Below are 14,907 nucleotides of genomic sequence, written 5' to 3'. Positions count from 1 at the left end.
TACCATACGTTGATGATGATACCAATTAGGAACAATGGATTCTTTTGAGGGAACTCAAATGAATTCTGGGATATCGAGGTTTTGTTCCTCAGCGACCTCTCTCAGTCGCTGCAACGATCGGATCGTCAATTGACGTACTCGTTCTGTGCTGACTCCCAAATCTTCGGCGATTTCACGAAACTTTTGGGGGGTGTTCGAGTGGTGTAATCCAAATCGGCGTTTCAGTATCCACTGTTCTCGTTCATCCAATGAATTCATTACCTTTTGCAGAACTCCCTGAATAATAGCATGATAAGACTCCTCAGAACGCTGAGTCGAGCGATAATCAGTCAAACCCAAGGCAACAGGTTCCACACTGTTCTGGAACATTTTCCTATATTTACGTCCTTTTTTTGTCGACCGGAACAAATAATTTCGAACAGCCCAGGTTCCGTAAGTGCTAAATCGGTTTCCTCTTCCGACATCGAATATTTCCACCGCACGAATCAGAGGCAGGTGTGCGTCACTGATGAGATCGTCAAACAAATTCGCTCGATCAGACAAGTTTTTTGCGATGGAAACAACTAACCTCAAATTGGCTTGGATAATATAATTCCGTAGCTGTTGCGCATCTTTAAGCATTTGTTCAATTCTGTCCAATAGCCCAATGCATGGGGACTTCAAGTCAATACTATCCCTCAATATTGCAGCTCGATACTTCAAATAGTTCATGCCTTTGAACAGTATGGATTCGTGTTCCTTTTCTAACAAGGGCACAGTGTAAAGCGCGACATACTCAGATGAGGAAGCGCTAAAATCATGTTCTGAATCAGGATTTAATTCAGTACACAATTCTTGAAGCGGTCCTAAGATTTGATCACAAGCGTCTTCCATATCAAACTCATCATGAAACACGTATTCAATTTTTTTGGCAACGATTCTTTCAGCACGCTTCTGCAACTCCTTTGTAACACAGTATTTTTTTTTGCGCACCGCTTTATGAGTATTTGCTGTATTCTTTTGAACTTTTAAATCACACGAACACATCTTTGCTCGATCACTAAGAAAAGCGCGGGCTCCCAATTGAGAAAACGAATCTCGCTGTGACCGATTGATCGCTACTGAGCTATACATAGGACTGACTCGATAGTATTTGATCTTAAATCATTGACAAAATCTGAACAGTATCGTAGATGATATTACACAAAAAAACAATTTTGACAGCAATATTTGTTTAAATTCAAACAAAAAATCATAATTATAATCTATATAATATTTTACAACATGACTTTTATTTTAAATAAATTGAATTCTCATTTTCTGATACATCCCCTCTCACCTGGGAAAATAGCAGATATAGAAAAAACAAGCAGAATAAGAGATCATTCACGAAACCATGACAAATAGCCGATCAAGAAAAAAGAACGACACTCCCCTTTCACATCAAAATTAGCTTAAAAAAATGACACGTTTTCATTCCATACCGTTCACAAGTTGCTTACCAACCACCTTTGACGTTTGCTATGTCTGGTAAACAGTTTACATCTGATGCTATGACTCGCAAATTTGACTAGAATTAGTTAGCATTCTCCTAACTGAGATGTATCGTTGCATTCTAAATTCTTGGCACTTGCTGAATACACTCAAAAAAGATCCAATTTAGTTTCCTTAACCACGATTCATTCCTAGAATTGTTTCGTAACTCATCTATGTGATTTCTTTTCAAGGGTCTCTACAAGAGATCTTTCGAAATTAAATTGTACATTGAACATACTTAACAGGTTGAAAGAACCTTATCTCATGGCAGAACAAACAGTTACAGGTGCTGTGCCTGGTGTCGACCCAGCAGAACTTGAAGAATGGTTTGAATCACTGGACGATCTCATCATCCGGTATGGTAAAGAGAGAGTAAAAAATGTGTTGGCAGTATTGCAGGAACGAGCCTATCGTCAAGGTGTGACGATGCCTTTCACTGCGAATACACCCTACATCAACACGATTCCTCTGGAAGCACAAACTCCTTTTCCCGGCAATCGCGAAATTGAAAGACGCATCAAAAGTATCATCCGCTGGAATGCAATGGCGATGGTTGTACGCGCTAATAAAGATCACGATGGCATTGGCGGACATATTTCAACTTATGCTTCGGCTGCAACACTCTGTGAAATCGGTTTTAACCATTTCTTCCATTCTCGAACCGAAGACCACTCTGGTGATGTCGTTTATTTTCAAGGGCATGCGTCTCCCGGTGTTTATGCGCGTGCTTTTGTGGAAGGCCGATTGACAGAAGAAAACCTCGAACACTTCCGCCAAGAGTTACCGCGCGGCGGTGGACTTTCATCTTACCCTCACCCCTGGCTCATGCCGAACTTCTGGCAATTTCCAACTGTCTCTATGGGCTTAGGCCCAATCATGTCAATTTATCATGCACGTTTTTTACGATACCTTCACAACCGAGGAATCATGGATACCTCAAAATCCAAAGTCTGGTGTTTCGTAGGCGATGGAGAAACTGATGAGCCCGAGACCTTAGGAGCAATTACTCTGGCATCTCGCGAGCATCTGGACAACCTGATCTTCGTTATCAATTGTAACTTGCAACGTTTGGATGGTCCTGTACGTGGTAATGGTAAGATTATCCAGGAATTGGAAGCTGCATTTCGAGGTGCAGGCTGGAACTGTATTAAAGTGGTTTGGGGCAGTGACTGGGACCATCTTCTTGCTGAAGACGACGATGGCCATCTTGTTAAGCGAATGGGCGAAGTTGTTGATGGACAATATCAGAAATATGTGGTTGAATCTGGTTCTTACATTCGCGAACATTTTTTTGGAGAGAATCCAGAATTATCCAAAATGGCGGAACATCTATCTGATGACCAAATCAAACGTATGAATCGTGGTGGTCACGATCCCGAAAAAGTTTATGCCGCCTATAACGCAGCTGTAAATCATACAGATTCTCCGACAGTCATTCTGGCAAAAACAATTAAAGGTTATGGGCTCGGTGAAGCCGGCGAAGGACGCAATGTCGCTCATAATGTGAAAAAAGCAAATGAAGACGAATTAAGAGATTTTCGCTCACGATTTGGAATCCCCATCCGCGATGAAGATGTCAAAAACACTCCCTTCTATCGACCTGAAGATAGCAGCCCAGAAATGGAATACCTGCAAAAACGTAGAGAAGAATTGGGAGGATATTTACCACAACGAACGCCGACGGAAGAGCGTATGGAAACGCCGACTCTGGAATCACTTGATCGATTTATGACAAGTATGGCCGGCAAAACAGGATCAACCACTGGTGCCTTCGGAATTCTGCTTGGGAATTTGCTGCGTGACAAAGTGATTGGAAAGCGCATTGTTCCCATTATTCCTGATGAGGCACGAACATTCGGTATGGAAGGCCTCTTCAAACAATGTGGTATTTATGCCAGTCAGGGCCAGTTGTATGAACCTGTCGACCGTGATCAGTTAATGTATTACAAAGAAGCCAAGGATGGTCAGATTTTAGAAGAAGGTATCAATGAAGCAGGCGCGATTTCCTCCTTTATTGCAGCTGGAACTGCCTACGCCAATCAAGGCGTCAATATGATCCCCTTCTACATCTACTACTCAATGTTCGGGTTCCAACGCGTTGGCGATCTTGTTTGGGCCGCCGCTGATTCGCGGACTAAAGGATTCCTGCTGGGAGGTACATCAGGTAGAACAACGCTGAATGGGGAAGGACTACAGCATCAGGATGGACATAGCCACCTCATGGCAACAACGGTCCCCACACTACATGCTTATGATCCTGCCTATGCTTATGAGTTAGCAGTGATCATCCAGGAAGGATTGCGTCGCATGTACCAAGAGGGAGAAGAAATCTTCTATTATCTCTCTGTGTATAACGAAAATTATGAGATGGAACCAATGCCAGAAGGCGACGATGTCGCTGATGGAATCATCAAAGGTCTCTATAAGTTTCGTAGTCAAGATGTGGAAAAACCTTCTGTCGCCATGCGTCCCCAATTATTTGGTAGTGGCCCGATCCTGAGAGAAGTGTTGCGTGCGCAAGAGATTCTTGCAGAGAAATATGGAATCGCCACAGATGTTTGGAGTGTGACCAGCTACACACAATTGGCTAGAGACTTGAAAGACGTCGAACGCTTTAATCGTCTGAATCCTGAATCTGACCAACAGAAATCCTATCTGGAAACAATTTTTGATGGTGTTGCAGGACCATTCATTGCATCAAGTGATAATATTAAGTTGGTGGCAGACCAGATACGCGAAGGAATTCCGGGATATTACTGTGTGCTGGGAACCGATGGATTCGGGCGAAGTGAAACTCGTGAATCACTCAGGCGTCACTTCGAAATCGACGCTGAGAATGTGGTTGTAGCAACACTACACTCACTTGCAGAGGAAGGTCAATTTGATAAAAAACAGCTGGCTACTGCTGTCAATGAGTTAGGTATTGATCCAGAGAAAATTAATCCCCGGACAGCATGATAAGCCAGAACGTACGGGCTAATTATAAAAGAATCATCAACGAATAGAACGACAAAACTATGGCTACTGAATTTAAACTTCCTGAAGTAAGTGAAGGTGTGGAAACAGCTGATGTTGGACAAATCTCCGTTGCTGTAGGGGACAGCGTCGAAGAAGGTCAGGTCTTGATGGACATCGAAACTGACAAAGCGGTTGTCCAACTCGAATCTCCTCATACAGGTACAATCGCAGAGCTAAACGTATCTGAAGGGGACTCTATCGCCATTGGTACAGTCCTGCTTTCCATCGAAGAATCCAATGGTGCTGTAACTCCAGCACCTGAAACAGACAGCAAACCGGTGGAAACACCACCGGCTGAAACAAAAGCAGCTGATCCAGTCAAGCCGGAACCTACTCAGCCCCAACCTGAGAGCAAACCAGCGCCAGCTCCTGCAGTTCCTCAATCAGGACCTGCTTCCTCAGCCGAATCGTCATCAAATAAAGCTCCCGTTCCAGCAGGACCTGCTACACGACGGCTTGCGCGAAAACTTGGTGTCGATTTACATTTGGTGAGCGGTTCCGGTCCTGGTGGTCGTGTCAATCAGGAAGACGTTGAGAATTATGTCAAAAATTTAATCGCTGGAGGAGGCCCTGCTGGTGGTGGAAGTGGGATTGCCGTACCCCCACTGCCTGATTTTACCCAATTTGGTGAAGTAGAACGTAAGAAATTAAACAAGCTCTCACGCGTTTCAGCCAACAACCTCAATCTTTCCTGGCAGATTATTCCTCATGTAACGCAACATGACTTGGCTGACATTACCGATTTAGAAACAGCACGGAAACTGTTTATTTCCAAACCAAACTACTCTGGTCCCAAGATCACAATGACAGCACTCGCCATGAAAGCGGTTGCTATTGTGCTCCATGAGTTCCCCGCATTCAATTCCAGCTTCGATTCAGACACTAATGAAATCATTTACAAAAAATACATTAATATCGGTGTTGCTGTTGATACGGAAAATGGTTTGATTGTCCCTGTTGTCAAGGATGTTGATAAGAAAAACATTATTGCTATCGCTCAGGAAATGACGGAGATGGCAGTCAAAGCCCGTGACCGTAAACTGGAAATGGCTGATATGCAGGGAGGGACCTTTACAATCACCAACCTAGGGGGATTGGGTGGAACCTCATTTACTCCTATTGTGAATTATCCGGAGGTAGCCATCCTGGGAATGTCTCGTTCTCGACATGAATTCCAGTTAATCAATGAGGATCCGGTTGCCCGTCTCATGCTTCCTTTATCGCTTTCCTACGACCATCGAGTGATTAATGGTGCCGATGCTGCACGCTTTATCGTGCGTATCTCCAGTCTACTTTCTGATCCTTTCAACCTTCTGGTTGACTGCTAAGAAATCAACTCGTCCCGTATTGAAGCCTAGAAAAAATAAAAAGAAGGTTAACGTATATTATGCCTGGATCAGCAACCAGAGAAACAGATATTGTGGTCATCGGCGGTGGTCCCGGCGGTTACCCTGCTGCATTCGATGCCGCAGATAAGGGCTTCAAAGTCATCATGGTCAATGATGATGTGGCCCCTGGTGGTGTCTGCCTGAATCGTGGTTGTATTCCTTCCAAAGCGCTTTTACACATTGCCAAACTCATTAATGAAACCAAAGAATCTTCTGCCTGGGGAGTTTCTTTTCAAAAACCCGAAATTGATCTTGATAAATTACGTGAGTTCAAAACCAAAGTAGTCACACAATTGACGGGAGGTATCTCTCAACTCGCGGGCGCACGTCATGTAGAAATCGTGAAAGGATTTGGACGTTTTCACGACTCACATTCCGTTGAAGTCTTGAAGCCAGATGGCACGACGGAAATGATTAGTTTTAAACATGCAGTTGTTGCCACAGGCTCTTCTCCAGCAGTTCCTCCTGTATTTGATCTTGATGATCCTCGAATCATGGATTCAACGGGGGCTCTCGAATTAGCCGATGTGCCCGATAAATTACTAGTCGTAGGTGGTGGATACATTGGTCTTGAAATGGGTAGCGTCTACGCAGCTCTTGGCTCACAGGTTACTGTTGTCGAAATGACTGATGGGTTACTTCCAGGAGCAGACCGCGACTTGGTAAGACCTCTACAAAAACGATTGGCTGAGAGCTTTACCGCAATTCACTTGAATACCAAAGTTGAGAAGCTCACCCCAGATAGTAGCGGGATTATTGCAGACTTATCGGGTGAAGGGGTCGAACCTCAACAAACATTCGACCGGGTACTGATTTCGATTGGACGTCGACCTAACAATAAAGGAATTGGTCTCGAAAATACCAAACTAGAACTCGACGAGCGAGGATTCATTAAACACGATGCCAATCAGCGGACAGCTGAGCCTCATATTTTTGTTATTGGAGATATCGCCGGTGAACCCATGCTGGCACACAAAGCAACTCGTGAAGCGAAAGTAGCCATCGAAACGATTGCCGGTGAACCAGCTCAGTTTGACAACATTGCAATTCCCGCAGTTGTCTTTACCGACCCCGAGATCGCCTGGTGTGGTATCACTGAACAAGAGGCGAAAGATCAGGGACTCGATGTGGAAATTACCCGGTTCCCCTGGGCTGCCTCAGGACGAGCACAAACGCTGGGCCGCACGGAAGGACTTACGAAAATGATCTTCGAAAAGAAAAAGGGACGTGTCCTCGGAGTTGGAATCGTGGGCCCCGGCGCAGGGGAGCTGATCGCAGAAGGAGTTATGGCAGTTGAAATGGCAGCGGTTGCAGAGGATGTTGCTGAAAGCATCCATGCTCATCCCACGCTTTCTGAAACCATGATGGAAGCTGCCGAAGGTTTCATTGGACAAGCCACCCATATGTATAAACCAAAGCGAAAAAAGTAATATCGAATCCATTCGTTTTTATTCAATAGGTATGAGTGGCTATTGAAATATAAAAATCAAAAAAGGAACGAGAAAAAGGCGTTGATGAATGCGGTTTCATAAACGATCTACTACGCCTTCCTACTTCAGCCGTCGCGATCAAGTTCGACTTTTCAGACTGGTCGCCGCGATTGGTGTTATTTTTATAGCAATGCATTTTGCATCCAAACCCAGTAACTGGTACTGGTTAACTGGTCGTCCAGAGAATGAGGCTACCAATCAGCAAACTGATATTCCTAATCGTGAAATTGATTTTAGTGTTAAACAAGAATCGGAACTAAAACCTGATGAGTTTCGATCAGAACCCAAGCCTGAAATCAATGTTCCAGAAACAGTCAAAACGCAACTAAAAAATGGGGAATATGATGTACAAATTGATCCCAAAATTCTGAAATCTGTTTCTGATAGCACACTTGGTATCCGCAATCATGAAGCCGGGGCGCTCTATTATCTACTCGCAAAAGCCGCTTCAATTCCGCAGAATGTTTTAGAACAATCGGCTGAACCTGCACCGCCCTTCGTTGTTTTGATGACGGAATCATCCAAATATCGTGGTCAACTCATGACAGTGAAAGGACGACTCAAAAAACTCACTTCTTTGCCAGTTAGTAAAAATTCCTATGGAATCCAATCGCTCTATGAAGGCTGGTTTTTTTCAAAAGATTCCGGAACTCATCCTTGGCGTGTGCTCTGCGCCCAACTTCCAGAAGGAATTCCCCGAGGTGACAATCTCAAAGAAATGCCCTCCATACAGATTACTGGTTACTATTTTAAAAAATATGGCTATCCATCAGCGGCAGGTAAACTACAAACAGCACCTTTATTGATCGCACGACAAATTCGCTGGTTTCCTCCATCGAAAACACAAACCCGTTCTTCTTCTGGGGCAGCAAAATACATGATCAGTCTCTTTTTGATCATTAGTATTACACTGGCGTTTATGGTTTGGAGATTTTCAATCAATGATCAAAAATTTGCCTATAGCAAAACAGCCAAGCTCATACAACAATCAGATATTTCACTGGAGAGCTTAAAAGACATAAAAACAGTGGACATCAAAGATGTACTTAAGCAGATGGAACAGCAAGCGCCTCCTTCATCTGAACCATCCCCTGACAAAGATGAGCCTAAGAATTCCTAATACCAGCATCACTTCTGTATTGCTCTACGCAACCTGCAAACTGATCACTTCATCAATGGCTGAAAACACAACATCACAAAGTTGATGGATTAATTCGGCAGGCATGCCAGGTGCGGGCATCAGAACGACGACATCTCCCAACGGGCGAACAATCACTCCATTCTTTCTGGCAGCCAAGGTCACTTGATGCCCGACTCGCCTGCCCATAGGAAAAGCTGCTTTTGTTTCTCGGTCTGACACCAGTTCGATCCCCACCATCACTCCTTTTTGACGGATTTCGCCCACGTGCGGGTGATCTTGTAGTTCAGCCAATCGGTGAGATAAAATTTCAGTATTCTCTTTAACATTTTCGAGAGTCTGTTGAGTATCGAATAATTTTAAAGTCGCAAGAGCGGCTGCGCAGGCAAGAGAATTACCAGTATAGGTATGGCCATGGAAAAATGTCTTGTAATCTTCGGGTGCTCCTTCAAACGCATTAAAAATTTCATCTGTCGCCATCGTCACTGCCAGAGGTAGATAGCCTCCAGTGATACCTTTCGCCAGACAAAGAAAATCAGGAGCTACGTCTTCCTGCTCACAGGCAAACATCGTTCCAGTACGTCCCAGACCAACGGCTACTTCATCGGCAATGAGCGGAATTCCGTATCGAGCGGTCAATTCACGCACACGCCTTAAGTAACCGGGAGGGTGCATCAGCATCCCCGCCGCACCTTGCACTAACGGCTCAATAATAAAAGCAGCCAATCTCTGGTGATTCGCTGTAACCAATCGTTCCAACTCCTGATCACAATATTCCAGGTAACTTGATTCTGAATATCCTTCAGGACAGTGAAACGCCGTCGGACAGGGCACTTGTATTGATTCAAACAATAAGCTACCGAAAATCTCATGAAAAATTGAAATTCCTCCTACGCTGACAGAACCAATGGTATCACCATGATAGGCATGCTGCATACAGGCAAATAAATCTCGAGGTTGATCATCAGGAGTCTGTTTCTGTGCATGATATTGAAACGCCATTTTCAATGCGATTTCAACGGCTGTCGAACCACTGTCAGAATAAAATACTTTCGTCAGTTTCTCTGGAGTTCTCTTTACTAACTCGCTTGCTAACTCGATAGATGGAACACTCGCCAGCCCTAATAAAGTCGTGTGCGCGATTTTGTCCAATTGCTCTCGAATCGCCTGATCGATTTCTGGAACACGATGGCCATGCACGTTACACCAAAGTGAGGAAACACCATCCAGATAAGCGCGCCCTTCATTATCTTTCAAAAAGAAACCTTCTCCGGATTCGATCATAGGCACGTTTTCATCCCGATGCGTTTTCATCTGTGTGAAAGGATGCCAAACATGTTCATTATCGATTTTTCGTAATTCTTCCGAGTGCATGATAGATTCGACCGATTCTCATTTTTCTATTTGGTATAAACAGAAAGAGCCACGTCAAATGACTGTGACTCTTTCACTAATCTAATATCGTTCATAGATTATTCAGGCAATAGATCACGAACGACATCGCGCTCATCTCGTAATTCCTGTAAAGTCGCAGTAAATTTATCCTGAGCAAAATCATCATGCTCAATCCCTTCCACGATTTTCCAAGTTGATCCATCACTGGTCAATGGATATCCACAGATCAACCCTTCATCAACACCATAACTCCCATCGCTACAGACTGCCGCACTGAAGCTCTCGCCTAACTTTGTAGGAGTAATGATGCTTTTGATCGTATCCAAAGCGGCATTTGCTGCTGAAGCTGCACTGGAAGCACCACGTGCCTGAATCACAGCTGCTCCGCGTTTCTGCACGGTTTCAATAAATTCACCACGTAACCAGTCATGGTCTTCAATAATCTCAGGCACGGGATTTCCATGAATCGTTGCATGATAAAAATCAGGGAATTGTGTTGCTGAATGATTTCCCCAGATATTCATATTTTTTACAGCGGAAACAGGCTGCCCTGCTTTGTTGGCAATCTGGGAGACCGCTCGGTTCTGATCCAGACGAGTCATTGCATACCAGCGGTCGCGCGGAACCTTGGGAGCATTATGCATCGCAATCAGGCAGTTTGTATTACAAGGATTTCCGACGACGACAACTCGAACATCGTCTGCTGCTGCCGCCTGGATTGCTTGTCCTGTACTTGTGAAAATGGGGCCGTTGATGCGAATCAAATCGCCACGTTCCATCCCCGCTTTTCGAGGAATACTTCCGACACAGATTACGAAATTACAATCGGCAAACGCATCTTCCAGATGATCACTGTCTGCTTTCACAACTCCTGCTAAAGTAGGGAAAGCACAGTCTTCCAATTCCATCTCGACACCATCTAAAGCCGACAGAACGGGCGGAACTTCCACGAGATGCAGAATTACAGGCTGATTGGGACCAAAAATTTCCCCTGATGCCAGACGAAACAACATTGCGTAACCTATTTGGCCAGCGGCGCCTGTCACCGCAACTCGAATTGGATGGTTCATCTCTTAATCACTCCTTAACAATGTATTTTGCTCAATGAACGTACTTAAAAGCATTATATTGACTGTTTTTTAACTAGCCTCTGGCTGATCGGCAACCGTCCCGAAGCAACAGTTTCTAATTTCTGGAGACTCGCAAGAATTGGGGAGTGAATAAAGGCACAAAGTAGCCGAAATCGCTAATTCTACATCTGAAAGCACTTTTGATTGGAAAATCTGAGATCATGCTCATTGATTGGCAAGAGCGAAACCACCGAGCACTAAAGCACCCGCAGCCAGTGATGCCAGCAGAATTTTCACCCAACTATAAGGACGCTCCCCATGTACCTCCCCTGTCGCCGCATTGACGGCGACTTGATAGAGCTTGTCCTTATATTTATAGGTCATCAGCCAAAGGGGCAACAAGAGGTGCTTATAAGTGATCGCATCATACTGGCTTTGTACTGAACTGACTCGCTGAGTGTCGCCACCAATCCGACTGCAGACATCGGAATAAATGGCAGCATCAATCCGCTCTTTGCCCAATATAAAACCATCATCTAACTCGACATCATAAGTCCGGGCAGTAAACCCGGCCAACAGTGCATGACGAAAAGGAACGAGTAACTGCATTGGAAACGGTTCCAACTCCCGAATCAGTTTTCGTGGCAAACCGCGTGAAGCCAGAATCACAACATCATCAAAAAAACGCTGAAAAGAACCAGAGGCGGGATACCAACGCGTACGACGTACAGTGCGTCGATTCTTTCCACTACCAACTGTTACGTAATAATACTCACCCCGCTGGCCGGTATAATGTGTACTGGTCATGGAATCAAAAGTGAAATAAGGCAGGTAAACACCATGAAACGTTCCCTCAGCTCCCTTGGCGACAAAATCATTTGGTGCAAACCAAAGTGATTTTACCCAGTCGCTTAAATTTTGTCGCGCAGTCTGCTGCTCTACTTGAAACGGCAACACTGCATCAACGGGAACACGTTTTTCGCAGGTATGAACATTCTCTAACTGAATCGGCGAAGTACAATAAGGGCATTCAGAACTGGTCATCGTATCCACAAAAAGCAGTGTAGCACCACAACTTTCACATTGTACTTCGCGTTTTTCTTCTTCATCTCCTTCAGCCTGCTGCTCTCTCAGTTCTGTTAAATGAGCGAGCATGCCATAAAAATCCTGCTCTTCCACTACTTCTTCGTCAGAGAATCCAATCTTTTTTTCGAATCCACAATGTCGGCACTTCAAACTTTGAGTTTTAATATGAAACACCAGGTCAGCGCCACAGCCTTCACAGGGAAAAATTCGACCATTTTCATCGTCGATTTGCTGTCCACCCCCTACAAACGATTCCTCCAAAAAAATGGGCTCTTCTGCGTTATCCGGAGGCAAAGGAGGGGGTTGTTGACTCATCATTCACTTTCCAGACTCTGTATCAATCAAGATCAAATAGTGTAAGGAAGCTATATCTTACGAATTAAAATAAAGTCGGTTACTGCTGAAACGAATTCTCAGGTAAAACGGATCAAACGTAATTTGAAAAAATCATCCTTCATAGTCAACCTGAACCAGATATAAACCATTCGCAGGTGCCGTGGCTCCAGCCTGAGAACGGTCGAGAGAGTTAAGAATTTTCTGTACATCACCGGGTGACCAACGTCCGACTCCCACTTCTAATAACGTTCCGACAATCGCACGAACCATATTGTATAAAAAGCCATCTGCAACAATATCGATTGTGATAAATTCACCCTGAGCAGAATTTCTATCAGTAGTCTGCTGTAGCCTGCCTTCATTCCAAACTGGCCAGACAGATGTCCTCTGAACTGTCAATTCTTTAATGGTTCGTACACTTGTCGCTTTATTAGGAAAATGAGATTCGAAGCAACGAAAATCATGCATTCCCAATAGATGCTGACCTGCTGTGTGCATTCCATCTGAATCAAGCGGTCTTCCAAATTCGCAAACATATCGTCTCAAAAAAGGATAAACAATTGCCGTATTATGGATCACATATCGATAACGTTTTTGAACCGCAGAATAAGTCGCATGAAATTCGGCATCAACTTCATCAACTTTTCGTATACAGATACTGTCTGGCAAAAAACGCTGCAAGCCTGATAGAATATTTTTACATGGAATGGAAGACTCTGTTTGAAAGTTAGCAACCTGCCCTAAAGCATGTACGCCAGCATCCGTTCGCCCCGCAACCAGCACTCCACTTTTCTGCTGAGTCAGCTTCTCAATTGCTGTTTCCACACAGGCTTGAACCGAGAGACCATTGGGCTGAACTTGCCAACCGGCAAACTCTGATCCATCATAGGCCAGCGTTAATTTGATATTTCTCATAAACTTAAAATGGAAGCTCTGCAAAACCAAAGGAATACAAAGAGCAATTCAACGTGTATTTATATACCGAGTTTTTCTTTCCAGTATTGCCATTGCTCATTCACTGGTTCCTCACCCCCGGAACCAAAGCTACAAAGTGCTGCCATCGCATTTCGTGCCCCCAAAATTTGATATATATCATCCTCAATTTGTGGACAAGCTTGTTGCAGTTCTTCGAGAGAGAGATCAACCAATCGAGATTGACGCGATTCGCATAATGCGACTAGTTTCCCGACAATTCCGTGGCCAGTTCTCATCGGTGTTCCTTTTTTAATCAAATACTCCATTAAAGCGGTTGCGTCGAGGAAGCCATCTTCCAGCTTGGCAGCAATCGTTTCCTGTTGCAGCTCTGCTCCTTCGACCATCGCAGCTGCTAACTCCAAGCACGCGGCAACGGTATCATATGAATCAAACAGCGCCAGCTTGTCTTCCTGCATATCTCGGTTATACGCCATCGGCAGCCCCTTTAACAAAACCAAGATCTGCTGGACATCAGCAATCGGACGAGCCGACTTTCCCCGAATCAATTCCAGTACATCCGGATTTCGTTTTTGTGGCATGATAGATGAACCAGTGGTAAATGCATCGGGAAGCTTGATAAAACCAAATTCAGTCGAAAACCAGGCAATCCATTCTTCCGCCCAGTTACTGAGATGAGTCGCAACCAGTGCCATACAGAAACAAAACTCAGCCAGATAGTCTCGATCACTGGAAATATCTAAACTATTCCGGGCAACATCTGTGAATTCCAATAATTGAGCTGTATATTGTCGATCGATGGGGAGTGATGTTCCGGCAAGCGCGGCCCCCCCTAAAGGAGAAACATTCACTCGTTTCAAACAATCCTGCAGACGTTGGCGATCCCGATCAAACTTTTCGCAATATGCGAACCAGTAATGGGCGGCCTTCACAGGTTGTGCGCGCTGCAAGTGCGTAAAGCCGGGAAGCACTAAATCCTGGTCTCGTTCAAAACGTTCAACAAAAGCAACCTGCAAGTCTTTGAGAAGTGAATCGATTCGATGAATGGCTTCTCGCGTGTAAAGCTTCAGGTCTGTCGATACTTGATCGTTACGGCTGCGTGCTGTATGCAACTTACGACCGATATCACCGACACGCTCAATTAAAGCACTTTCGATATGCATGTGAATATCTTCGAGATCAAATCGAAACTCAAATTGACCTTGCTCAATCTCAACTCCGATTTGCGTCAGAACCTCTAAAATCTGTTGGCATTCCTCGTCGGAAATTAATCCAACCTTGGCAAGCATTTGTGCGTGCGCCTGCGACCCTTTAATGTCGACAGGTGCCAGTCGGCTGTCAAAGCTAATTGATTCTGTAAATGCTTCAACGCGTGCATCAGTCTGCTGTTGAAATCGTCCTCCCCAGGCTTTTGCGGCCACGTTGTTTCTCCACTTCATCTCTAAATGTGAATGTGTAAGTTTTTATAACCTCTACTACAATACAGGTTATGCATAGGCAGATTAATCAGCTAAGAACAATCCATCAAGCCACCATGA

The 14,907-nt window shown here is 44.5% G+C and carries 10 protein-coding genes; 4 read left to right on the top strand and 6 right to left on the bottom strand.

The window, feature by feature from the left end; genetic code table 11:
* Positions 1–54: 54 nt before the first annotated feature.
* A complete protein-coding gene (locus tag V202x_RS18950; protein WP_145178249.1) occupies positions 55–1,113 on the bottom strand; it encodes a sigma-70 family RNA polymerase sigma factor in 1,059 nt (352 codons plus the stop codon).
* A gap of 666 nt (positions 1,114–1,779) precedes the next feature.
* On the opposite strand from V202x_RS18950, the gene aceE reads away from it, so the two are divergent.
* The 4 genes from aceE (at position 1,780) to V202x_RS18930 (ending at position 8,531) form a co-directional block, all read left to right on the top strand.
* Positions 1,780–4,473 carry a pyruvate dehydrogenase (acetyl-transferring), homodimeric type gene (gene aceE, locus V202x_RS18945; protein WP_145178247.1) on the top strand — a complete coding sequence of 898 codons (2,694 nt, stop codon included), beginning with the start codon at positions 1,780–1,782 and terminating at the stop codon, positions 4,471–4,473.
* A 59-nt stretch (positions 4,474–4,532) separates the two neighbouring features.
* On the top strand, positions 4,533–5,861 hold the full coding sequence (locus tag V202x_RS18940) for a 2-oxo acid dehydrogenase subunit E2 (protein WP_145178245.1): 1,329 nt from the start codon (positions 4,533–4,535) through the stop codon (positions 5,859–5,861).
* Positions 5,862–5,920: 59 nt separating this feature from the next.
* Positions 5,921–7,351, top strand: a complete 1,431-nt coding sequence (lpdA, locus tag V202x_RS18935; protein WP_145178243.1) for a dihydrolipoyl dehydrogenase — start codon at positions 5,921–5,923, stop codon at positions 7,349–7,351.
* A gap of 88 nt (positions 7,352–7,439) precedes the next feature.
* Positions 7,440–8,531 carry a hypothetical protein gene (locus tag V202x_RS18930; RefSeq protein WP_145178241.1) on the top strand — a complete coding sequence of 364 codons (1,092 nt, stop codon included), beginning with the start codon at positions 7,440–7,442 and terminating at the stop codon, positions 8,529–8,531.
* 24 nt (positions 8,532–8,555) lie between these two features.
* On the opposite strand, the gene bioA is transcribed toward V202x_RS18930, so the two are convergent.
* The 5 genes from bioA to argH form a co-directional block, all read right to left on the bottom strand.
* The gene (gene bioA / locus V202x_RS18925) at positions 8,556–9,923 is read right to left on the bottom strand and encodes an adenosylmethionine--8-amino-7-oxononanoate transaminase (protein WP_145178239.1); all 1,368 of its coding nucleotides are present in this window, start codon (positions 9,921–9,923) and stop codon (positions 8,556–8,558) included.
* 98 nt (positions 9,924–10,021) lie between these two features.
* Complete coding sequence (locus V202x_RS18920) at positions 10,022–11,014, bottom strand: malate dehydrogenase (RefSeq protein ID WP_145178237.1); 993 nt, start codon at positions 11,012–11,014, stop codon at positions 10,022–10,024.
* A 225-nt stretch (positions 11,015–11,239) separates the two neighbouring features.
* A complete protein-coding gene (locus V202x_RS18915; protein ID WP_232098574.1) occupies positions 11,240–12,418 on the bottom strand; it encodes a hypothetical protein in 1,179 nt (392 codons plus the stop codon).
* 129 nt (positions 12,419–12,547) lie between these two features.
* Entirely contained in the window at positions 12,548–13,351 is an 804-nt protein-coding gene (truA, locus tag V202x_RS18910) for a tRNA pseudouridine(38-40) synthase TruA (RefSeq protein WP_145178235.1), read from the bottom strand.
* A gap of 59 nt (positions 13,352–13,410) precedes the next feature.
* Positions 13,411–14,790 (bottom strand): argininosuccinate lyase, encoded by a 1,380-nt coding sequence (gene argH / locus V202x_RS18905; RefSeq protein ID WP_145178233.1) that lies wholly within the window; start codon positions 14,788–14,790, stop codon positions 13,411–13,413.
* Between the last annotated feature and the right edge of the window lie 117 nt (positions 14,791–14,907).

The organism is Gimesia aquarii (genome assembly GCF_007748175.1).
Taxonomy (GTDB): domain Bacteria; phylum Planctomycetota; class Planctomycetia; order Planctomycetales; family Planctomycetaceae; genus Gimesia; species Gimesia aquarii_A.
Note: the sequence above shows the minus strand (reverse complement) of the source record. Positions and strands in the feature narration are given on the sequence as shown.

Coding starts and splice junctions, on each gene's coding strand:
- V202x_RS18930 (WP_145178241.1), top strand. CDS start 7,440: ATGCGGTTTCATAAACGATCTACTACGCCTTCCTACTTCAGCCGTCGC.
- truA (WP_145178235.1), bottom strand. CDS start 13,351: ATGAGAAATATCAAATTAACGCTGGCCTATGATGGATCAGAGTTTGCC.
- V202x_RS18940 (WP_145178245.1), top strand. CDS start 4,533: ATGGCTACTGAATTTAAACTTCCTGAAGTAAGTGAAGGTGTGGAAACA.
- V202x_RS18915 (WP_232098574.1), bottom strand. CDS start 12,418: ATGATGAGTCAACAACCCCCTCCTTTGCCTCCGGATAACGCAGAAGAG.
- lpdA (WP_145178243.1), top strand. CDS start 5,921: ATGCCTGGATCAGCAACCAGAGAAACAGATATTGTGGTCATCGGCGGT.
- bioA (WP_145178239.1), bottom strand. CDS start 9,923: ATGCACTCGGAAGAATTACGAAAAATCGATAATGAACATGTTTGGCAT.
- aceE (WP_145178247.1), top strand. CDS start 1,780: ATGGCAGAACAAACAGTTACAGGTGCTGTGCCTGGTGTCGACCCAGCA.
- V202x_RS18920 (WP_145178237.1), bottom strand. CDS start 11,014: ATGAACCATCCAATTCGAGTTGCGGTGACAGGCGCCGCTGGCCAAATA.
- V202x_RS18950 (WP_145178249.1), bottom strand. CDS start 1,113: ATGTATAGCTCAGTAGCGATCAATCGGTCACAGCGAGATTCGTTTTCT.